Origin of the sequence: Mycobacterium uberis, assembly GCF_003408705.1 — a bacterium.
GTDB lineage: Bacteria > Actinomycetota > Actinomycetes > Mycobacteriales > Mycobacteriaceae > Mycobacterium > Mycobacterium uberis.
Genome location: NZ_QAYL01000018.1, coordinates 36,505 through 58,993 on the forward strand (window position 1 = coordinate 36,505; position 22,489 = coordinate 58,993).

The window sequence follows — 22,489 nt, forward strand, 5'->3', positions numbered from 1 at the left end:
GTTACCCACAATTTAGGAAATCGTAAACCACACATATAACACGTTACCTTCGCACTGCGCTACGTCAACAGCAACGTTGATCGCACTGTGCTGGGAGTCCGTGTAAATGATGCCGCGCAACGGCAGCACGTCCGCGTTGTCGCCGGCCCCGGCCGACGACGACGTATCGCTCATTGACCAGCTTGTCATTAGTGAGATCTAGTCCCAGCCACTCGAACTGGCCGGGCTGTTGCAGCATCGACACCGAGGTCCAGGCATGGGTCACATCGAGACCAAATCATCCGATCCTTACCCAACAGAGGTTCGGTGCCAAGTACTCGGATATGTAGGTGGCTGTCAGACCGTTGGCCCGCAGGCATACAATAGCCAGCCAAGTAAAATTCTTGCATACCCTTATCTCGGGCCAGCAGAACCTCGTTGACTCCGATGGAAATCGTCGTGGAACCCGATCGATAGGTGCAATCGATATCGATGTAGATACGCGTGGTGAAGTCACGCATCACCTCAGATCAATGGACACTGCGGCTCGAAACTGAGCGTAGTGTATTATATGTGCTTTTATCTCCGGTGGATTAAAATTCAATGGTGAATTCAGTTGCTAGCACTCCCCGCGGCCAGGCCAGCCGAGCTGCTTACCATGGTGCAGATGCCGACCAGCTGGTCAACAGTTCGGGCGAGGTCGGATACACGTCGACGATGGATTCGCTGGTGACGGTCAGAGCACGATGCGGCTTGGTGACGTAGAAGTAGGAGCTGACGTTTCCGTAGCCATCGCGGGTAGTTGAGCTGTCGGCGGGGGTTTGGCGCGATCTGCAACCGATAGCCAACACAGCGTTGGCTCAGTGAATCGCGAGAAGTAAAAAAAATCCGCAGCCGTGAGAACTGGCGACAACGTCAGAACAGCAGTGGTCAGTATAGCGGGCAGGGGCATAGCGCCAGATCGCCGCGCTGTCAACTGCGTTCATCTATAACATCACCTGACGCTGATCTGGGCCCCACAGTGGCTGCATCCCGCTAGGCAGCGAGAACTGGGGGTGATGGTGATGGCCAGGTCAAGCAGCCCGTTGTAGATTCCGGTCAGCAACCTGGCCAGTTCGGTGTGCTCCCCATCGGCGGTGACCACCTCGAGGTCTGCCGGATCAAGCCGATGCAGCCGGGTACTGATGTCGTCGACCAACCGTTCGGCTCGCAACGAGCCCGACGTCCCAGAGAACGCCCGCAGCCACTCCAGCTGGCAGACCAGCGACCGCGGGTTCTCCATCTCGAAAAGCACCAACTCGGCAACCGTGACAATGCTGACTGCGCCGAAGTTGCGCCGCATGTAGATCACCAACGACTCGCAGGCCAGCAGCATGGACTCTATGCTCTTCGCTCGGCAGCGCGGCTGCGTACCTTAAGCAAAGTGGCCTCCAACAGCACAGCCAGCTACTGCCCGCGTTCGATCCGTTTGCCGATATCAGTCATGGCCCAGTCGACATCACGCACCACCGATTCAACCACCACCCCCAGACAACACCAGCATGCCGGCCAGCATCATGACCTGCACCGCGGCCAATTCGGCGTTGTCGGCGAGTATGGATGATTAACCAGAGTAGCTAGCTTGAGGGACTACCTAGACACCGCCTAGACCGGTGTCGACAGCTACGCCAGTGACCACTCGACACTGCCGAGCACCATCCCAGGTGCCCTTCGACACTACAATCCCGCACCGCCAACGCAGCCAACCCAAGCCGTGCGACCGACTACACTAGCGATTCTGGACGCCTTGGGTCAGCGGTCAACAACCACAGCGTCGCTGACACACCGGTTCCGGCGGTATCGGTGCCAGTAACCTGCCCAAGTGCTGCAAGCAGTACCGACACGCATTCACTGCCGTCGGTGTCCTCGCGGTGATGGAATTTGTGGTACCGCTCGCAAATAGCGGCCAGTAATCAAGCCATGCCTTCAGCGCGCTTGGCGCAACGTCCGACTCAAAACATGTCAGACAGCACCCGTGGTGAGCTGATTCAGTGAGTGCCACCGGGCTTCGCCGTCAACTCAACCGATGAAATGGCGACCTCAGCACGGGCCCGGGTCGGCGGCCTGACCCAGATATCTTTAACCGCAACGGCATCTGGGCTGTACGCAACGTTACCCGAGATAAAGTATACCCCAGGCCAACCGGTCATCGGTGCGTAACTACTGCGTTGGGAGACAGTAAACAACCGCATCCCAACACCGGCAACAGTCAACCTGCCCAGGTAGTGGCTCGGTGGGCGCGAAAGAAAACTGTGTCAGCTCCTGACCGACCCACTGCCAGGGCCCGGCTTCAATGCAACACACGCACGGCCAACTTCTGGTGCTGCATCAACAACAACATGGGACCGACGATCGCCTCGCCGCCGACAGTCGACTTGATGGCCAACAACGACAGAGTGTGTCAGCAGGTACGAAAGCTCACTATCGATACCGGGGTCCGGTACAGCGTGGCCGTCGGCAGCAGTGGGGCTGCACCAAGCAGCTATAGCGGCGACTCGGAAGGAACCGGATGAGCCCCGCATGTTCCAGGACGCCACTGTCCAGTGTGTTGACCCACAGCCCTGCGCCACAGCACCTCGACCAACCTCACCACGCCTAGCTTCAAATCGGATCGCAAATCCAGTGAATCAGTATAGGCAACGTCGACCCGGCGCAATACCACGTCGACCTGTTTCAGGGTGCCCAGCGACCGCACCCACAGCTTGCCGTCGCACACCATCAGGTCAGCGCTTCCCACCAGCGGGAAACCCGACACGGATGCCAGGTAGACCTGGTCGAACACTGTCTCGGAGTGAATGTCAGTGGTTACCATCACGACCACCGGATCCTCGGCAGCTTCGGGTGCGGCATCAATCAGCGCCAGCCGCAATGTCTGCACAAACAGTTACGCCGGACACAGCCCGACCCGTTCGTATCGGTCGGGAGCTGCGTACGCGACGACCTGACGGTCAGCCAGCGCACATCCGGCTCCCGACGGTGCCTGCATCCAGTCCGCATTGACCAGAAAGCTCCCGAACCAGTTCCGACTGATGTCGCAGCCGCGCATAAAAAGCTGGTGCTGGCCCGGTACTTCGATGGCATTGACCGCCCGAACGCAGTCAGGGTGACCGAGCAGCAGTGTAGCCGGCAACATTCCACTGGTGACGCAGCCAGTAGAGGTCAGCAACACCACATCGAGCAACCTGTTGTGTTGCACAACAACGAATTCCAGCGTGGCCCAGTCTTACGAAGTAAGCGAGAACGGTAACGCATCTAGGCTCCAGGATACAGGCACGCTGGAGTGCCGACCGGACAGGTCGCTGCGATTGATAGCAACATGATGATGTCATCGTTGCCAACCAACGCACTTACCGTTGCGCACAGCAAGCTCAGGCAAGCACGTCCGTGCTCGCCAATGACTTCGGCCAGCTCGCGCCAGCCCGGCCGGACGTTGCCGGCGGCAGTCAACGCACTCGTCGTATTCAACGAAACCGAACTGGCTATCGCGCACGTCAAATAACGGCTTGTGCGCCCACACCGGGCAGTAACCAGCCAACAACTGGCCAGAAACCTTGGGACCGACCGACCAGATGCGTGGCTAGCGACAAGTCTAACAAAGTATCAGACGACAATGTGCTATCTCCTGGCAAAAAGCAACTTCCTGCGTTTCGATACCGACCTACTCCACGAGACAAGCTCGGTAGATGGTAAAAGTCGATCACATCACACTCATACCTCGCGTGGGCTCGGCCGGCAAGCGACACTAAGCGGACCATAGCTGGCGCACAATCGGTAGGGTTTGCCGTAAGTCGCCCAACGGATCAACACTGCCGAAGATCGATCACCCTCTGCAAGTCTCGACGCAGGCCCGGATAATATTCGGCGAACAGCACATACACACTGATTCTGCTGCCCGCTATTGCACGCGGCACAACGACATCTTAACCAGCTTGGTCTTAGAATGCTTTGCGGCGTATCCGCACGCAGAATCATCCACGACAGCACAGTTGACACCTCTTTAGGCATGGGTCTTTATTACCTCAGAGCCATTTTCCTAGTATTGCTAGGTACATGGCCTTTTTGTCCGCGATCAATGGATAATTTTCTCCGAACCGATCCTGAGCGATCTGCAAGTCAATATCAGCACGGAAGTGCAGTGCAGGTCTGCGTGGGCACCATCGCCGCAGCGTAGGTTACAGCGATACGCTCGATCTGCGCCTCAGTCACTTCGACATAAGTTGTGGTATCCAACAGCCAAACCAAGCACCGCGTGCCTGCCTTGACCATTCCCGTCGCTGTAGGACCATCCACGCTCTCGACAGTGCCCTAAGCACCCGTAAATATTGCCCACCGCTATCCACAGCTGACGTTACAGGTCACACCAAAGACCTTAAAGCAAGAAACAACGACTTAGCACCCCCAGCGTCACCCAGTAACTCAGCGTTCACCTCTGACGTTAGCGCACTAAAGTCCACCAAATTCAAATTCAAACAACCGCTTTGCCCCGTTTAGCTAGTAACAGCTGCCACTATTCGTGTCGCGTCAGCTTGTGCAGGAATCGCCTACAACGAGGACCTGGCATTCTCCTCAGCGGTCAAATAGCTGTCCTCGCAAACTGGTCAAGAATCCCTGACCAGGATCGGGTGCTGACTTCGTGCTAAATTTTTTGTGTGCGCGACCAAGAAACGCTCTACATGTTTATTATTGGGACCACGTCGTAACCTGGGGCACGAAACGCTGGTCGTTACTGGTACCATCCTAAGCTCGATGCTAACCACCTCATTGCTTGTCAACTTGCCTCAACACATTAGCGACTGCCTGCAACGTCGTCGGGTCTACGATCACCAAAGACATGCCAACCTCCACTCCTGCTCAACATTACGAACGAACTGCCAGGGAGTGGTCAATGCTTTTCGCTTGTACTGTCCGCACCACCGGAGCTCACGATGCCAAGTCGTGACCGATGCATCACAGGGATGCGACAAGCACAACAGGTTAAATCCATCTACACTCCCGGCATCTAACATGAAAACTGTTACAAAAGTGCACAGCCCTGAAGGGGTACTCTCCTCCCCCTATCCGTGACAGTGGGGTTGACCTCTGGGAGCAGGTTGTCCGCCTCCAACACCAAACGGTCAGGTTGGGCTATGCTGGCATAAGCTGGGTGTTAATGCACGCGCAGGATCTGATCCCCTACGCCGTGAAACCGCCGAATTGTGTTTAGAACGTGAGCTTTTGCAAAGCCACAAGAGCTCGTCCCGATTACCCACCGCTAGACCTGGCACAGCTCGAACAGCGGGATCACCCGGCTGGTCTTGGCCTGGCAGTAGGAGAGTCCCTAGTGCCACCGCGGTAACTTTCGGGAAGACCTGGTCGTACTCCGGCGACAGAAGTTCGCGCCCTGTCACGTCGAACGCGTCCACCCCGATCCCGATGTGTGCCGGCGGGCTAGCACGCAAGTTGTAAACCCAGGCTGCACTGACCGGGACACCGGCGAAGGACCCAATGTGCCGTCGATGTGGAAATAAGCCAGCGACGAAGCCCGGCGTTGGCCGGACTTGGCGCCCGTCGTGATGAGCAGCAGCAAACTCAAATTGACAAATTGCCCGCTGACCTCACTGCCGTTAGCCCGACATTCGTCGACGATGGTTTTGTTGAATGCATTAGGGCATCAGCGTCCGGTAATTCGATCACGCCTCGTTAACCTCTTTGGGATTAGCGTCTATTCCGGACTCCTCGCGCTGTTGGGCGGTGATCGGTGCCGGCGCATCGGTGAGCGGGTCAATCCCACCGCCGGTCTTTGGGAACGCGATCACCTCACGGATTGAGTCCATCCCGGCCAGCAAGGCATTGATACGATCCCAGCCGAATGCGATCCCTCCGTGCGGAGGTGCGCCAAACGTGAACGCCTCCAACAGAAATCCGAATTTCTCTGCTACCTCGGCCTTGTCCAGGCCCATCACCGCAAACACCCGTTCCTGAACATCGCGGCGATGAATACGAACCGAACCGCCGCCGATCTCGTGACCGTTACAGACAATGTCGTAGGCGTCGGCTAGCACGCCGCCAGGATCGGATTCGATGCTGTCCTCGAATTCTGGTTTCGGCGAGGTGAAAGCGTGATGCACCGCGGTCCACGCTCCAGAGCCCACTGTCATTTCACCAGCCTTAGTGGCCTCTTCGGCGGGTTCGAAAAGCGGCGGGTCTACCACCCAAACGAATGCCCACGCCTCGGGGTCAATCAGGCCCAGCCTGTTGGCGATCTCGCCACGAGCAGCCCCCAGCAGTGCTCGCGACGACTTAGCTGTACCCGCTGAGAAGAAAATGCAGTCCCTGGGTTCGGCACCCACGTGAGCAGCCAGCCGAGAACGTTCGGCGTCGCTGAGGTTCTTGGCCACTGGACCACCGAGTGTGCCGTCGTCGGCTACCAGCACGTAGGATAGACTGCGGTGCCCGCGCTGCTTGGCCCAATCCTGCCATCCATCCAGCGTACGTCGCGACTGTGCAGCACCGCCAGGCATTACCACCGCACCGACATACGGCGCCTGAAAGACACGGAACGTAGTTTCGGAGAAGAACTCTGTGCATTCCACGAGCTCCAGCCCGAACCGTAGGTCGGGCTTGTCAGAGCCAAACCGTCGCATGGCATCTGCATAGCTGAGCCGTGGGATCGGCGTCGGAATCTGATAGCCGATAAGCGCCCACAGCTCGGTCAGGATCTCCTCGGAGATCGCGATGATGTCCTCAGCACCAACAAAGCTCATTTCCACGTCAAGCTGGGTGAATTCGGGCTGACGGTCGGCGCGGAAGTCCTCGTCGCGGTAACAGCGGGCGATCTGATAATAACGCTCCATCCCGGCCACCATCAACAATTGCTTGAATAGTTGCGGGCTCTGCGGCAGAGCATAGAACGTACCTGGCCTCAACCGGGCCGGCACAAGGAAGTCGCGTGCCCCCTCCGGGGTCGAGCGAGTGATCGTCGGTGTCTCGATCTCGACGAAGTCGTACCGCGCCAGCACCACACGCGCAGCGGCATTCACCTTGGAACGCAATCGAATTACCGCACCTGGGCCGTCACGACGCAGATCGAGGTAACGGTACTTCAACCGTAAGTCCTCGCTCGCGGGCTCGTCGAGCTGGAACGGCAGTGGTGCACTCTCGCCGAGCACGGTCAACGAGATGGCGTTGATCTCAATCTCTCCGGTGGAGATCTCGACGTTGGCGTTACCCTCCGGGCGAATCTCGACTACACCGGAGACCGCGACACAGAATTCAGCGCGCAACCGATGCGCCTGAGTCATCACTCCGGGTTCGCGGAACACCACCTGCACAATGCCCGAAGAATCTCGCAAATCGATAAAGATAATACTGCCGTGATCGCGGCGGCGAGCCACCCAGCCGGCTAATGTCACCTGTTGCCCGGCATCGCTTTTCCGCACCATGCCAGCACCGTGGCTACGCAGCACAAACACCTCCTTTGTACTTGACAACTAACGACTACCCAGTCTAGATAGCGGTGTAATTTCGACCATGCCGCCACCAACCCCACAACCAAAATCAGATTGGTCGGTCCCGACGCTGCCGGAACGACGGTCACCGCACTTTTGCATACGGCCGAGCATTTGGTACTGGTATGTGGCCACGCTTCGCGCGACAGCATCAAATTGCGACCCGACGGCAACAATCGGATCATGGTACCCGGTCCGATAGGCATCGATCCCAACGAAGTGACCAGCCCGGTCGATGTTCTGGTACTGGCAGTCAAAGCCACCCAAAACGAATGATGCACGCGGGTGGCCAACTGGGCTGTGTGACGAGAACACCATTGTCGCAGTGTTGTACACGGCCATGCCAGTAGAGCTCACGGTATTGGCCGACAAGCTCGGGAGACGCACCGGTCAGCCAAGAAATTGAGCCACGCAGATGTAGGCCGAAAACCGTCACATCGGTGGTGCCAGGCAGCCGCGATCTGGCCAAGCAGCCGATTGAGGTGTTCTATGGAGTCAGTGCGATGCGGCCAGACTCGGTGCCACTATCACATGGTAGTCCAAGCTGACGTCGCAGATCGCGCTGATCAGCCCTAGACGCGCCTGCGGCGTTGGTGTGCTCGGTTCGACGTCACGATGCAGTTCCACGTCAGACACCGACACCGGGATCTGTTGCGCCGCGTCGGCGACGAGCGGCAGGTCTCAGCGCAACAAGGCGGCCTTGGTCAAGATTGACAGTGGCGTAACGGACCCGACAAACGCACTGGTTATACCGGGTATCAGGGCATAGTGGCTTTCGGCACCCTGGTAAGGATCGGTGTTGGCACCCAGGGCGACCGTTTCATGCCACCACCACGGTGGCCGCAGCTCACGGCAAAAAACATCGGCAACGTTGGTCTTCACCACCACTTGGGTGTCCAAGTCGTTACCGCAGTTGCAATCCAGACATTCGCGGCTGAGAAGCTCGAAACAATAACGACAGCCATGCGAGCAGCCATCGTAACTGTTAACAGTATATTGAAACGGCAACGCGGCCGAGTCTGGCAGCTTGTTCAGCACTGATTTACATAGCACCTCGTGAGAGATGATGTCCGCAAAACGCGGAATGCGGACACTTCGGACGAAGCCAATCCGCTGCAGCCCCGGAAGCGTCCCCGTCATCGACGGGCATCCTGTTGACCGCGACGGTCTGATCAGCCCAGCGTATGCCCATAGACGAACATTTGTTCGATAATTCGTCAAGGTCTCGACCGAAAGCGCTTTATCACCTCATTCATCCCTGAAGTGCCCGGCAATTGACCGCCATTGCCACCATTGCCATACAACAAGCCTCCGGGCTCTCGCTGGGCTATGCCGCCGTCTCCGGAGATACCGCTGCCAATCAACGCGCATCTCAGCAGCGCCTTGGCGGGAGCGTTGATCAGATCAACAGGTCCTACTCCAGGGTCTGCAACTGCGAGACGTTCGTCGCCTCAGCGCCGGCGTACTGCGCCGCACCGGCATTTAATGCCTAGGCTAACTGTTGGTGAAATTGCACTATCTACGTGCTGAGCGCTTGATGTAGGACTGGCCATATCCAGAAAACAACGCCGCAATAGCTGCCGACACCTCATAAACTCCGGCCGACAGCACTCCGGTTACCTGGGCAGCAGTTGCGGCATTGGCTTCGCTCAGCGAAGTACCGATCTCGTGCAGATCCGTCGCTGCGGCCGCCACCAGATCGGGGACCGCAATCACAAACGACATGCCCCTGCTCCCAACACCTAAGCATCCTCACGAACCGGCTTCTACAGCCGCATCAATTCCTCAATCGTATGGCAAATAACGGCAATGCCTGGTTCAGACGAACGATAAGTTTCGTTCGACGAGCTCGGCCGAGCTAACCCAGCGTCAAAAGCGAAATCACTTTGGCAACAACAGAATCTACAGATACTGAGACCTGCTCACCGGTGGCCAGGTCCTTTACCCCGACGCTGCCGGCCTCAATATCGCGATCACCGACTACTAACGCAACGCGGGCACCGGAACGGTCAGCCGCGCGCATCGCGCCCTTGAGCCCGCGATCCCCATAAGCCAAGTCAACACGGACCCCAGCAGCACGCAACCGTCCGGCCAACACCGCCACCTTGAGCTTAGCGGCTTCGTTCAGCGGCACGCCGAACACGTCGCAGCGAGTGGTTTCCGCCACGGTCTTGCCCTCGGCGTGCAGCGCCAGCAGGGTCCGGTCCACCCCGAGTCCAAATCCGATGCCCGACAGGTCCTGTCCGCCGAGTTGGCGCATCAAACCATCGTACCGTCCACCGCCTCCGATGCCGGATTGCGCGCCTAAGCCAGGGTGGACAAACTCGAAGGTTGTTTTCGTGTAGTAATCCAGCCCTCGCACCATCCGTGGGTTGATGACGTATGGCACTCGCAGGGCGTCCAGATGAGCCAGCACAGTATCGAAATGCTGCTTGGCGACATCGGACAAGTGGTCAAGCAGCACCGGCGCTGCGGCTGTCATCGCTTGAATCTGGGGTCGTTTGTCGTCGAGCACCCGAAGCGGGTTGAGCTCGGCGCGTCGGCGGGTGTGCTCGTCAAGATCGAGCTGAAAGAGGAACTTCTGCAACAGTTCTCGATACTGGGGGCGGCAGTTTTCATCACCCAGCGAGGTGATTTCCAGTCGGAACCCGTCCAGACCCAACGACCGGAAGCCTGCGTCGGCGATGGCGATCACTTCGGCGTCTAGGGCCGGGTCATCGACACCGATCGCTTCGACGCCGACCTGTTGCAATTGACGATATCGGCCGGCCTGGGGGCGCTCATATCGGAAAAACGGACCCGCGTAGCACAACTTCACCGGCAGCATGCCGCGATCCAGACAGTGCTCAATCACTGCCCGCATCACCCCAGCGGTGCCCTCGGGACGCAACGTCACTGAGCGGTCACCACGATCAACGAACGTATACATCTCCTTGGCCACCACGTCAGTGGATTCACCAACACCACGCGCGAACAGCGCAGTGTCCTCGAAGACGGGTAACTCGATGTCGCCGTAACCGGCCCGACGGGCGGCAGTAAGCAACCCATCACGTACCGCACCAAACTGCGCCGAGTCCGGCGGAAGATAGTCTGGCACCCCTTTGGGCCCAGAAAACGCAGTAAACACCTCTATCACAAGCTATAGACCCTCGAGAAACAGATTGAAACGACGCTCAGCGCCTATAGTGGTGGAGTTGCCATGCCCGGGTAGTACCACGGTCTTGTCGTCGAGTACCATCAATTTTTCGACGATGGAGCGGTATAGGTCACGGCCACTGCCACCGAACAGGTCGGTGCGGCCGATGGTGCGCTCGAACAACGTGTCGCCGGTCAACACCACATCGGTGTCTGCCGTGACCCGGAAGCACACAGAACCGCGGGTATGTCCGGGTGTGTAATCGACATTGATGGTCACACTGCCCAAGTCGAGCTTGTCACCATCCCGGTCTAACTCGACGACCTGCTTAGGCTCGCGGAAGAACGCCCCCGTGACGACCTGTGCCATCCGCGGACCGAAGCCGAAGATCGGATCAGTCAGCATGAACCGGTCCTTGGGATGAATGTACGTCGGGCAACCATAGGTGTCGGACACTTTCTGAGCCGACCACATGTGGTCGATGTGTCCATGGGTGAGCAGCACCGCAACCGGGGTCAAACGATTCTGGTCGAGGATGCGCCGCAGCGGACCCATCGCACGCTGGCCAGGATCCACGATAACGGCATCCGTGCCCGGCCGATCGGCCAGCACATAACAGTTACACTGCAGCATCCCGGCGGGAAATCCGGTGATTAACACGGCCCCAGTTTCCCATCCCTAGCCGCCGTCGACGATGCGGGCTGCGACGGCCCGCTCAGCAGCCGGACAAGATGCCAGGAAATGAAGACTTGACACGGGTCAAGGCGACCACATTAGCCTGGGCTGGCAAACTCGGCTCCCACTATCGGATAACCATGGAGGCATACCGGACATGCCGACCAACGAACAGCGACGCGTGAGCGCCAAACGTAAACTCAAACGGCAGCTGGAACGCCGCGCTAGGCAGGCCCGATGGCGCCGAGTCCTCGTGATCAGTAGTGGTGTGGTAGTGGTGGCGGCCATGATCGCCGCGGTAGTGGTTACCATCGTGGCCAATAAGCATAGTCATAAGAGCGATGCCGCTTCGACGACCGCCAGCAACTCGGCGACAACGACTAAGGCTTCCGCTGTCACGCCGTCGGTTCCACAGTTACCATCGTTCCAGCCGTCGGACAAACTGGGCGCCAACTGCCAGTACCCGCCATCGGCGGACAAGGCCACCAAGCCGGTCAAACCGCCACGGACCGGCAAGGTGCCTACCGATCCAGCCACGGTGAGCGCGAGCATGGTTACCAATCAGGGCAATATCGGGCTGCTGTTAAACAACGCCAAATCACCTTGCACGGTAAACAGCTTCGCCAGTCTGACCGGCCAAGGCTTCTTTAACGACACAAAATGTCACCGGTTGACCACATCCCCGATGCTGGGCGTCTTACAGTGCGGCGACCCGAAAGGTAACGGTACCGGCGGCCCGGGCTATGAGTTCGCTAACGAGTACCCTGCTGATCAGTATCCGCCTAATGACCCCAAATTGCAGCAGCCTGTTCTATATCCCCGTGGCACGCTGGCAATGGCCAATGCCGGTCCGAACACCAATGGCAGCCAATTCTTCTTAGTTTACCAGGATTCACAGCTACCGCCCGAATACACCGTCTTCGGCACGATCCAGGCCGACGGGCTGGCTACACTGGACAAGATCGCCCAGGGTGGAGTCGCCGGCGGCGGTGAAGACGGGCCACCAGCCATCAAAGTCACCATCAAGTCGTTACTGCTCGACTAACCGGCCAGTCGCCCGCATCGGGGCACGGTGAGCTTACCGTGTAACCGCAACGTCAGGACGCAGACGTCACCCGATAAACGTCATAGACGCCTTCGACATTGCGGACCACATTGAGCAGGTGTCTGAGATGCTTGGGGTCACCCATTTCGAAAGTAAACCGGCTGATCGCTACCCGGTCGCCTGACGTGGTGACCGACGCCGACAGGATGTTCACCTTTTCGTCGGCCAGCGCGTGTGTTATGTCCGATAGCAGCCGATGCCGGTCGAGCGCCTCAACCTGAATCGCCACCAAAAACACCGACGACAACGACGGCGCCCATAGCACCTCGATGATGCGCTCGGCCTGCTGCTGCAGAGATGCGGCGTTGGTGCAGTCGGTACGGTGAACACTGACCCCGCCGCCACGGGTGACGAATCCCATGATCGCATCGCCGGGCACCGGCGTGCAGCATTTGGCTAGCTTGGTCAACACGCCTGGGGCGCCAGGGACCGAAACCCCGACATCGTCGGTACTGCGTTGACGGCGCAACACAGTCGTCGGTGTCGACCGTTCGGCCAATTCCTCTTCAGCCTGATCGATACCACCCAGCTCGGCCAACAGTCGGTACACGACGTGCCGGGCGGACACGTGTCCCTCACCGATTGCGGTATACAGCGCGGACACGTCAGCGTAATGCAGCTCGCGGGCCACTGCCGCCATGGAATCACCATTCACCAAGCGTTGCAACGGAAGTCCACCGCGACGCACCTCACGGGCCATCGCATCCTTACCCGCCTCCAGTGCTTCCTCACGTCGCTCCTTGGCGAACCATTGGCGGATCTTTGTCTTCGCACGCGGCGACACCACAAACTGCTGCCAATCCCGCGATGGTCCGGCATTAAGCGCTTTGGACGTGAAAACCTCAACGACTTCCCCGTTTTCCAGCTTACGCTCCAGTGCCACCAGTCGCCCGTTGACTCTGGCACCGATGCAGCGGTGCCCGACCTCAGTGTGCACCGCGTAGGCAAAGTCCACCGACGTCGAACCCGTCGGCAGCATGATGACATCCCCTTTGGGGGTGAAAACGAAAATCTCTTGCACCGCAAGGTCGTAACGCAACGACTCCAAGAACTCGCCCGGATCGGCTGCCTCTCGCTGCCAGTCGAGCAGTTGCCGCATCCAGGCCATATCATCGATCTCGGCGGCCGCATGTTGATGAAGAAGACCGTTGCGGCCCTTGGCTTCCTTGTAGCGCCAGTGCGCAGCGATACCGTATTCAGCTGTACGGTGCATGTCGCGAGTGCGGATCTGCACCTCCAGCGGTTTGCCCTCAGGCCCGACGACCGTGGTGTGTAGCGACTGGTACACACCATATCTCGGCTGAGCGATGTAATCCTTAAATCGTCCCGCCATTGGCTGCCACAACGAATGCACCACGCCGACAGCAGCATAACAGTCTCGGATCTCGTCGCACAGGATGCGAATGCCGACCAAGTCGTGGATGTCGTCAAAGTCTCGCCCTTTGACGATCATTTTCTGATAGACCGACCAGTAATGCTTAGGCCGTCCTTCCACCGTCGCCTTGATTTTCGACGCACCCAAGGTGCTGATGATCTCGGCACGGACCTTGGCCAGGTAGGTGTCACGCGATGGCGCACGACCCGCAACCAGCCTAACGATCTCCTCATACTTTTTGGGGTGCAAAATCGCAAAGGAAAGATCTTCCAACTCCCATTTAACATTAGCCATACCCAGCCGATGCGCAAGTGGCGCAATGACTTCTAATGTCTCTCGGGCCTTGCGCGCCTGCTTTTCCGGGGACAGGAAGCGCATAGTGCGCATGTTATGCAGCCGGTCAGCTACCTTGATCACCAACACCCGCGGATCGCGGGCCATCGCGGTAATCATCTTGCGGATGGTCTCACCCTCGGCGACGCTGGTCAGCACCACCCGATCCAACTTGGTCACCCCGTCGACGAGATGGCCTACCTCTTCGCCGAATTCTTCGGACAGTGCTTCCAGCGTGTAGCCGGTGTCCTCAACCGTATCGTGCAATAGCGCGGCCACCAGGGTAGTGGTGTCCATGCCTAGCTCCGCCAAAATGTTGGCAACGGCCAGCGGATGAGTGATGTACGGATCACCGGAACGCCGTAGTTGACTGGCATGCCGTTGGGCGGCAACCTCAAAGGCTCGCTGTACCAGCGACAGGTTTGCCTTAGGATAAATTTCCCGATGCACCGCCACCAGAGGTTCGAGTACGGGACTGATCGTGCTGCGTTGTGCGGTCATCCGGCGGGCCAACCGAGCCCGGACTCGACGAGAAGCACTGCTAGCAGTCTTCAAGTTTTCGACAGACGGCTCCGATGGCTCAACAGCCGGCCCAAAGACCAGCGAAGCTGGTGCCAACGGTTGCAGAACTTGCGCCGGGCCCTGGTCATCCGCCACGTTGGTCACCTCCGACCTTGAGGGTATCTCTGAGTCCAACTACCCCACTGTTCCCGGGCTACTCCGGCGCGGTTGGAAGTACTCGGGTCGCGAAGCTAGGCACGGCTCAAGCTGTGTACCTGCAGCGGCACAACCGCCTCGCGACCACCCAATTCCGTAAGTTCCATCACCACCGCCGCCATAATGACACCAGCCCCACTGCGCTCCAGCAACCGGCACGCCGCACCGAGGGTGCCGCCAGTGGCCAAGACGTCATCAATGATCACCACGTTGCGGCCGCGCAGCTCGACACTGTCAGCGGGAATCTCGACGGTGCCGCTGCCGTACTCCATGATGTAATCCTCGCTGAACACCGGCGGCGGCAGCTTGCCGCCCTTGCGAACAGCCAGCACACCGACACCGAGCCGGGCCGCGGTAGCCGCCGCCACCATAGTCCCTCGGGATTCAATGCCGACGACCAAATTAGCGCCAGCCGCAACGTCGGCTAGTGCATCGATCACCGTGGCCATTGCTTGGTTGTCGGCGAACAACGGAGTGAGATCTTTGAACTGGATTCCTGGCGTCGGGAAATCGATTACATCCCGGGTCCGAGCAGCGATAAGGTCGGCTACGGAAGCACCCCCCCTAGGACGTTTCACTGTATTAACGCCCATCTGTCCATGTTCCAACCTGCGCCCCAACGGGTCGGATTCCTGTTCACTGCATACATCGTCCTCGACTTCAGCAGCATTCGCTGCTGCCGGTATAGAGGCAATGTCGGCATATCTGCCCAAAGCACCGGTGCACTATCGGCGAGCAGCCGAACGCACTCGGCCGGATTAGCAGATACCGCCAGCGCACCGATAGTGTTGTCGACCTGAGCGTTTGCGTAGCCTGACAGGTTGTTGCCGTTGCCGCTGTGTAAGTCGTAGGCGTCTATCGCGGATGACCCACTTGATCCACTGCCGGTGGCACCACCGGTACTGGCCAACAGCACGTCGATCTTTCCGTCCCGAAGCGCCCGCGGGCCCGAGGGATCCGTCGCGGAATCCAGGGTGACGTTGGACACAATGATACCAGCTGCAGCGCACGCATTGGCGATGGTCCCGACGGTGGCCGCCAACCGTGCGTTGGGCCCTTGGTAACCGATCCGCACCGGCAGCACTGCACCACCAAGCGTGGCACGCGCTGCGGCGGGATCCGCCTTGCTGAACTGGCTGGCTTCAGGGGCACCGTCGGTCACAGCGATGGCATCCTCGGTGGTCGGAAACAGACGTGAGTTGGCGATCGATACCCCCGCGTCCCGAGCGATCACATCCCGAGGCGTACATAGCGCGAGCGCACGGCGAGCGGCAGCCGCAGCCAGCAGCCCCTGCGGCGCAAAGATCAGTTGCTCAATGCCCGCCGACGGCGAGTCGGTACGCGCGTAGTTGTCCGGAGTGGCCAGCGATCCCGACGACCCAACCGCGACGTCGACAACGTCGACGCTTCGGTTGTTGACTCGGTCACCGATATCAGCTCCCTGCGGCCATACTGTGATCCGCTTGGTGATCGCCCTGGAGCCCCACCAACGGTCGTTGGCAACAAGGACGACACCGCCACCATTCAGAACGGATTCGATCTTGTATGGGCCTGATGATGGGAAACGTTTCAAATCGACAGCTGGTTTGAGGTCCCAGGTGGTGTTCCACAATCGCGCAATCTGAGCCACCAATGGCACCTTGTTGGACAACAATACCGCCGTGACGTCGATATCCAGCTGCTCGGCGATGATGTGTGACGGCATTATTGAGGTTGCGGTGAAAAGATGATTGTAGTCGACAACGCCGCGATCCGGGACGAAGGACACTCGCGCGTTCTTCTGCCCGGCCAGACACTCAATATTGGCGATGTCGCGGTAACCAGCCTGGTTAGCAGCATCGAAGCCAGGAAACCGCCCGGACTGGGCCGCCCAGGTCAACACCAGATCGTCGCAGGTCACCGGCTTGCCGTCGGAGTAGATAGCATTGTCAGCGATCTGATAGTCGAGCACTAATGGCGTACCGTCCACCACCGTAATGGTTCCGAAATCGTGGTCAGCGACCACCTGTCCATCCGGGCCATGATAGCCAAAACCAACGAGCGTGCGGGCAAACGCTTGCGCTCCGGCCGACGCGGCACCGACGACGGTGTTGGTGTTATAGGTGCTCAACGCACCATCGACCACATAGACGATCTCCCCCGCGGCGCTGCCAGAACATGCGGTCAACGTCAAAGAAGTCACCAGCGTCGCGATCAAACCTACCGCGATCCACGGCAAAACTCCGAGTAAGCCGGCCAACAAGTCACCATCGCCCACGGCTCGCCGACCTAGGGTGGCCACCCTGACTACCGCCGGCCGGCGTTCCGCTTGCCGCTAGGACGTCGAGTACCGGTCGGCCGCACCGGACGCGCCCCTGGTTCCGGCTTACTGGGTGCTGTCGAAGCGGACATGATGGCAGCCTCGGTGTCCTCCTGCAACGATGCGTCAGCACAGGATTCCGCTTGATCCTGCGGTTTTGCGGTGTCTGATGTAGTGTTGCTGTCAACGTTTTTTGCGGGCACATGCGAACCGGGGATGCGCCGTTTGACTACCCGACGGGTATGAGTGCGTACCAGCTCGGTGCGTTCACGAAGCGTGACCAACAGTGGAGTGGCAAAAAAGATCGACGAATAGGTGCCGACGATGATGCCGACCAGCTGCACCAGTGCCAGGTCTTTCAACGTGCCTACGCCCAGCAGCCACACCGCGACCACCATCAGCGCCATCACCGGCAATACCGAGATCAGGCTGGTGTTAATCGATCGCATGAAAGTCTGATTGATCGCCAGGTTGGCATGCTCGGCGAAAGTACGCCGAGTGGTGTGCTGGAAGCCATGTGTGTTCTCCTCAACTTTGTCGAACACGATGACGGTGTCATAGAGAGAGAAACCGAGGATCGTCAGCAAGCCGATGACAGTGGCTGGAGTGACTTCGAAACCTACCAGCGAGTACACGCCGGCGGTGACGGTCAGGTCGAAACACATGGTCGTCAGTGCGGAGACGGCCATATAACGCTCGTACCGCACGGTGATATATAGGCCGACGAGCAACAGGAACACCACCAGGGCTATCACTGCCTTCTTGGTGATCTGACCGCCCCAGGTCTCCGATACCTCCGCGTCGCTGATGGCCTGCTTGCTAAGCTTACCGTCGGCGCCTGTAGGTCCGAATACGTCGAACAAGGCGTTACGCAACTTCGACGTCTGATCATTGGACAGCGTTTTCGAACTGATCTGCACTGTAGCTGACGTGCCGCTACCGACGATTACCACCGATTCCGGATCACTACCGAGGGTCTTCTTAAAAAGATCAGCAACTTGCGCAACCGCAATTGTGCCTGTTGTACCTGCAACAGGCATTGACACGGTGGTGCCACCCTTGAAATCAATCCCGAAAGTGAACCCACGAACGACGATAGACACAACAACGAGCGCCACAATGGCACCTGCTACCGCGTAGCACAGCCGTCGGCGTCCCACCACCTCAAACGCACCCGTACCGGTGTAGAGCCGGGAAAGAAAGCCGTGCCGCGGCAGGTGTATGACAGTATCGTCAGCCAGCTTCATGGCATCTTCGGCGCCTTCGTTGACATAGACCGCACCGGCGCTCTCGCCATCGGTGTTGTCATCTCGGTCTGGTTCGCCGATGCCCTTGGTGATCTCGGTGCCAACCTTAGCACTGGAGGCCATCCGCTACCCCCGTCCTGTCTTGGTGGCCCCGGAGCGAGCCGCTGAGTCAGTCTTCATATGCGCAGTGGCCCGTCGTTCACGGGCAACCTGCGCAACCGCATCTAATCCGTTGTAGGCCGGCCTTGCCAACATCGAGAACTTGGGAGCCAGAGACACCAAAGGCCAGGTCACCAAGAACACCACCACCAGGTCCAGGATCGTGGTAAGACCCAGGGTAAACGCGAATCCCTTCACCTGGCCAATCGCCAAAAAGTACAGCACTGCAGCGGCCAGAAAGGTGACGGCATTGCCCGACACGATCGTTTTACGGGCCCGCACCCAGCCGCGAGGAACCGCTGACCGGAACGAGCGGGCTTCGCGGATCTCATCTTTGATTCGTTCGAAAAACACCACAAACGAGTCGGCGGTGGTGCCGATACCTATAATCAGACCTGCGATGCCGGCAAGATCTAGCGTGTAGTTTATATATCGGCCCAAGAGCACCAAGATGGCAAAAACCACTGCCCCGGAGCAAACCAGCGAAAACGCCGCAAGTAAGCCCAACACCCGATAGTACAGCAACGCATAGAGTAATACCAAGATCAGTCCAATCACACCCGCGATCAGACCTGCCCGCAACGATGTTAACCCCAAAGTCGCCGAAACCGTTTGGGCTTCCGACGATTCGAAGGACAACGGTAGCGATCCATATTTCAAGACGTTGGCCAGCTGGCGCGCGGCTGTTGCACTAAACGGTGGATCTCCACCGCTGATCTGGGTACGTCCACCCGGGATTGCTTCGTTGATTACCGGGGCGCTTACCACCTCAGAGTCCAGCGTGAAAGCGGTCTGGGTGCCAATATGGGCGGCGGTGAAGTCAGCCCAGATATTTGCCACCGCAGATTTGAACTGCAGATCGACGACATAGCCAACCCCACGCTGATTGATACCAGAGGTGGCGTTTTGGATCTGATCGCCACTGATGATCGATGGCGCCAGCAGATACGCCATCTTATGCTCAGCCGAGCAGGTCACCAAAGGCAGATTCGGATCGTCGTTGCCGGCCAGAATATCTTCTTTGTCACAGCGGGTAGCTTCGAACTGCAAAGCGAAGAACTGCATGCTCTGATTGGTGCTCTGCCGCCACTTTTTCTCCTCAGCAATGCGTTCGGCGAGGTCCTTGCGTGGATCCGGTGGCGCGGGTTGCTCACCCGGAGGCACCTCAGCCGGTGGTGTTACCCCGGCTGAGGGTGCCGGTGTGTTAATGCCCGGCTTCGGTGGCGGGGCTGGGCTAGGTAGCGGCGTCGGGTCCTGCGGGTAGGGATGCGGTTGCACGCCCGGGTGGCCAGGCAGCACCGGTGCAGGACTGGGTGCCGCTCCCCCCGGTGCGGGAGAAGTCGCCGGCGGCGTGCCGGCTGGCTGACCCGGCGCAGGTGTTTGACCGCTTTGCACCGGCAATGAGTTGAGCACAGGCCGGATGTAAAGACGCGCGGTCTGCCCCAGATTGCGGGCCTCGTTGCCGTCGTTCCCAGGCACCGTGATAACCAGGTTGTCGCCATCAACGACGACCTCCGAACCGGAGACTCCGAGCCCGTTAACCCGGGCGCTGATGATCTGCTGCGCCTGTGACAATGCCTCCCGGCTCGGACGCGAGCCGTCTGGTGTGCGCGCAGTCAACGTGACGCGAGTGCCGCCCTGAAGATCGATGCCGAGCTTGGGAGCTACCCGCTTGTCCCCGGTGAGAAACACCAACAGATAGACCCCGATGAGCAACACCAGAAACACCGACAAGTAACGGCCAGAATGCACCGGCGCCGAAGACGATGCCACGTTCCTTGTATCTCCTTGAAATTCGGTTTTCCCGACAGAGCCTACGTGTCACGTAACTGGACCGTTTCGCACAAGCGCTGTCAAGAATCCCTAAAGCACTCGTTTCTCCACGTTAACGGAGCTGTCGGACTCTTCTAGGTCATCGCGGTCCGCGAAGTCCCCCAACTCGGCCTCGTGTTCGTCCATGTCCTCGTCGTCAGCTACGATCCGGTCACGAATCGCCAGCTTAATCCAAGTAGTCACGACACCCGGCGCGATCTCCAGATCGACCGTTTCGCCTGTGATGGCGACAACGGTAGCCTGCAGACCGGAGGTAGTGTGCACTAGGTCACCTGGCTGCAGCGAGTCATGCAAATCAATCGTAGCCCGCATCGCACGTCTTTGACGCCGCGACGCGAAAAACATGAACCCACCCATGATGAGCAGGAACGGCAAGAATAAAACCAAACTCTCCATTGACCCGCCTGTCCTTAACGTATCGGTATTGCGCGCAACGCTGCCAAGCCGACCGGCAGGCGCGCACCAGTAACCGTCCTGTGTGTGCCCATCTAGTCCGGCAGGACCCAAGTAGCACCCAACCGGCGCAGTGCGCACACTCCCCGCCCTCTGGAGACATGGCCGAGCGCCACTCACCCGGCATGAAAACCCCGTTAAACAGCTACACTTTATCCGCGACGCAACCAGCGTGTCGCAACCAGGAGGATCCATGTGACCAGCGTCGAGCAAAGCCGTAAGCTGGTCACCGAAATCCCCGGCCCCGCATCACGTAAACTGGCGGAACGCCGCATCGCGGCGGTATCTCACGGGGTAGGAGTCACCCTGCCAGCGTTTGTCACGCGCGCCGGCGGCGGTATCATCGAGGACGTCGACGGGAACCGGCTTATCGACCTAGCGTCTGGAATCGCCGTCACCACAATCGGCAACTCATCTCTCCGCGTCGTCGAAGCAGTGCGCGCACAGATAGCCGACTTCACGCACACCTGTTTTATGGTCACGCCGTACGAGGAATACGTCGCCGTCGCCGAACAACTCAATCGGATTACCCCGGGCTCCGGTGAGAAACGCTCGGTGCTGCTCAATTCCGGCGCCGAGGCAGTGGAGAGCTCCATCAAGGTTGCGCGTTCGTACACCCGCAAGCCAGCTGTGGTCGCGTTCGATCACGCCTACCACGGCCGCACCAACCTGACTATGGCGCTGACTGCCAAGTCTATGCCGTATAAAAGTGGCTTTGGTCCTTTCACACCAGAGATCTACCGGGCGCCATTATCCTATCCTTATCGGGATGCCCTGCTCAACAAGGACTTAGTAACCGACAGCACGTTGGCCGGCGCGCGGGCCATCAACGTCATCGAGAAGCAGGTCGGCGCCGACAACCTGGCTGCCGTCATCATCGAGCCGATCCAGGGCGAAGGCGGTTTCATCGTTCCAGCCAAGGGATTTTTGGCTACTCTGCTGGATTGGTGTCACAAGAACAACGTGGTGTTCATCGCCGACGAAGTGCAAACCGGGTTTGCCCGCACCGGCGCCATGTTTGCCTGCGAGCACGACAGAATCGTGCCCGACCTGATCTGCACCGCCAAAGGCATTGCCGACGGGCTGCCGCTGTCGGCGGTGACCGGACGGGCTGAGATCATGGACGCCCCGCATGTCAGCGGCCTCGGTGGCACTTTCGGTGGCAACCCAGTCGCCTGCGCAGCAGCGTTGGCAACCATCACGACCATCGAGGACGACGGCCTGATCGAGCGAGCCCAACAGATCGAACGGCTGATCACCGAGCGGTTGTTGCGACTGCAGGCCGTTGACGATCGGATCGGCGACGTACGTGGCCGCGGTGCCATGATCGCTGTCGAATTGGTGAAACCCGGAACGGCTGATCCCGATGCCGAGCTGACCGAGAAAGTGGCCAGCACCGCCCACGCTGCCGGTGTCGTCATCTTGGCGTGTGGCATGTTCGGCAACGTCATCCGGCTGCTGCCGCCGCTGACCATCAGCGACGAGTTGCTGACCGAAGGCCTGGACATCCTGTGCCAGATCTTGGGCGACCTCTAGCCGGACCGGCTTTCTGCGGTGGGCAATATCATATCTACAACCCCACCATTAAGTAATACAGTTAGTATTACTAACATTTTAATCGCCAGTGCAGCGTGGCGCCAGCGACCTATTTC

13 protein-coding genes and 4 pseudogenes are annotated in these 22,489 nt (G+C 59.0%); 3 read left to right on the forward strand and 14 right to left on the reverse strand.

The genetic code is table 11. The annotated features are described in order from the left end of the window. Positions 1 to 12: 12 nt before the first annotated feature. The 4 genes and pseudogenes from MUBE_RS20425 to aspS form a co-directional block, all read right to left on the reverse strand. A pseudogene (locus tag MUBE_RS20425) lies at positions 13 to 965 on the reverse strand (transglutaminase family protein). After that, positions 966 to 3,589 (reverse strand): annotated as a pseudogene (locus MUBE_RS20430) (circularly permuted type 2 ATP-grasp protein). Between the two features lie 1,680 nt (positions 3,590 to 5,269). Further along, positions 5,270 to 5,644, reverse strand: a pseudogene (locus MUBE_RS10905) (nitroreductase/quinone reductase family protein). Positions 5,645 to 5,687: 43 nt separating this feature from the next. Further along, positions 5,688 to 7,469 (reverse strand): aspartate--tRNA ligase, encoded by a 1,782-nt coding sequence (gene aspS, locus MUBE_RS10910; RefSeq protein WP_116540535.1) that lies wholly within the window; start codon positions 7,467 to 7,469, stop codon positions 5,688 to 5,690. Between the two features lie 90 nt (positions 7,470 to 7,559). Here aspS and MUBE_RS10915 point away from each other — a divergent pair, with 90 nt between their 5' ends. Beyond that, on the forward strand, positions 7,560 to 7,781 hold the full coding sequence (locus MUBE_RS10915) for a hypothetical protein (RefSeq protein ID WP_116540536.1): 222 nt from the start codon (positions 7,560 to 7,562) through the stop codon (positions 7,779 to 7,781). Here MUBE_RS10915 and MUBE_RS10920 read toward each other — a convergent pair. The 4 genes and pseudogenes from MUBE_RS10920 to MUBE_RS10935 form a co-directional block, all read right to left on the reverse strand. Then, positions 7,759 to 8,691 (reverse strand): annotated as a pseudogene (locus MUBE_RS10920) (radical SAM family protein). The gene MUBE_RS10915 and the pseudogene MUBE_RS10920 overlap by 23 nt on opposite strands. 329 nt (positions 8,692 to 9,020) lie before the next feature. Beyond that, complete coding sequence (locus MUBE_RS10925; protein ID WP_243633007.1) at positions 9,021 to 9,230, reverse strand: PE family protein; 210 nt, start codon at positions 9,228 to 9,230, stop codon at positions 9,021 to 9,023. A gap of 133 nt (positions 9,231 to 9,363) precedes the next feature. Then, on the reverse strand, positions 9,364 to 10,638 hold the full coding sequence (gene hisS / locus MUBE_RS10930; RefSeq protein WP_116540567.1) for a histidine--tRNA ligase: 1,275 nt from the start codon (positions 10,636 to 10,638) through the stop codon (positions 9,364 to 9,366). Positions 10,639 to 10,644: 6 nt separating this feature from the next. Beyond that, the gene (locus MUBE_RS10935; protein WP_116540537.1) at positions 10,645 to 11,301 is read right to left on the reverse strand and encodes an MBL fold metallo-hydrolase; all 657 of its coding nucleotides are present in this window, start codon (positions 11,299 to 11,301) and stop codon (positions 10,645 to 10,647) included. Positions 11,302 to 11,473: 172 nt separating this feature from the next. On the opposite strand from MUBE_RS10935, the gene MUBE_RS10940 reads away from it, so the two are divergent. Next, a complete protein-coding gene (locus MUBE_RS10940) occupies positions 11,474 to 12,361 on the forward strand; it encodes a peptidylprolyl isomerase (protein WP_116540538.1) in 888 nt (295 codons plus the stop codon). A 52-nt stretch (positions 12,362 to 12,413) separates the two neighbouring features. Here the strand turns inward: MUBE_RS10940 and MUBE_RS10945 are convergent, their stop codons facing one another. From MUBE_RS10945 to yajC, 6 genes are all read right to left on the reverse strand, one after another. Further along, positions 12,414 to 14,786: a RelA/SpoT family protein gene (locus MUBE_RS10945; RefSeq protein ID WP_116540568.1), complete on the reverse strand. Its 2,373-nt coding sequence runs from the start codon at positions 14,784 to 14,786 to the stop codon at positions 12,414 to 12,416. 95 nt (positions 14,787 to 14,881) lie between these two features. Further along, complete coding sequence (locus MUBE_RS10950) at positions 14,882 to 15,439, reverse strand: adenine phosphoribosyltransferase (protein WP_116540539.1); 558 nt, start codon at positions 15,437 to 15,439, stop codon at positions 14,882 to 14,884. Then, complete coding sequence (locus MUBE_RS10955) at positions 15,421 to 17,088, reverse strand: ABC transporter substrate-binding protein (protein WP_116540569.1); 1,668 nt, start codon at positions 17,086 to 17,088, stop codon at positions 15,421 to 15,423. The genes MUBE_RS10950 and MUBE_RS10955 overlap by 19 nt, the downstream gene beginning before the upstream one ends. Positions 17,089 to 17,132: 44 nt before the next feature. Next, on the reverse strand, positions 17,133 to 18,515 hold the full coding sequence (gene secF, locus MUBE_RS10960) for a protein translocase subunit SecF (protein WP_116540540.1): 1,383 nt from the start codon (positions 18,513 to 18,515) through the stop codon (positions 17,133 to 17,135). A 3-nt stretch (positions 18,516 to 18,518) separates the two neighbouring features. After that, entirely contained in the window at positions 18,519 to 20,324 is a 1,806-nt protein-coding gene (gene secD, locus MUBE_RS10965; protein ID WP_116540541.1) for a protein translocase subunit SecD, read from the reverse strand. A gap of 90 nt (positions 20,325 to 20,414) precedes the next feature. After that, a complete protein-coding gene (yajC, locus tag MUBE_RS10970) occupies positions 20,415 to 20,780 on the reverse strand; it encodes a preprotein translocase subunit YajC (RefSeq protein ID WP_116540542.1) in 366 nt (121 codons plus the stop codon). A 252-nt stretch (positions 20,781 to 21,032) separates the two neighbouring features. Here yajC and gabT point away from each other — a divergent pair, with 252 nt between their 5' ends. Continuing rightward, positions 21,033 to 22,373 (forward strand): 4-aminobutyrate--2-oxoglutarate transaminase, encoded by a 1,341-nt coding sequence (gene gabT / locus MUBE_RS10975; protein WP_116540543.1) that lies wholly within the window; start codon positions 21,033 to 21,035, stop codon positions 22,371 to 22,373. Positions 22,374 to 22,489 lie beyond the last annotated feature (116 nt).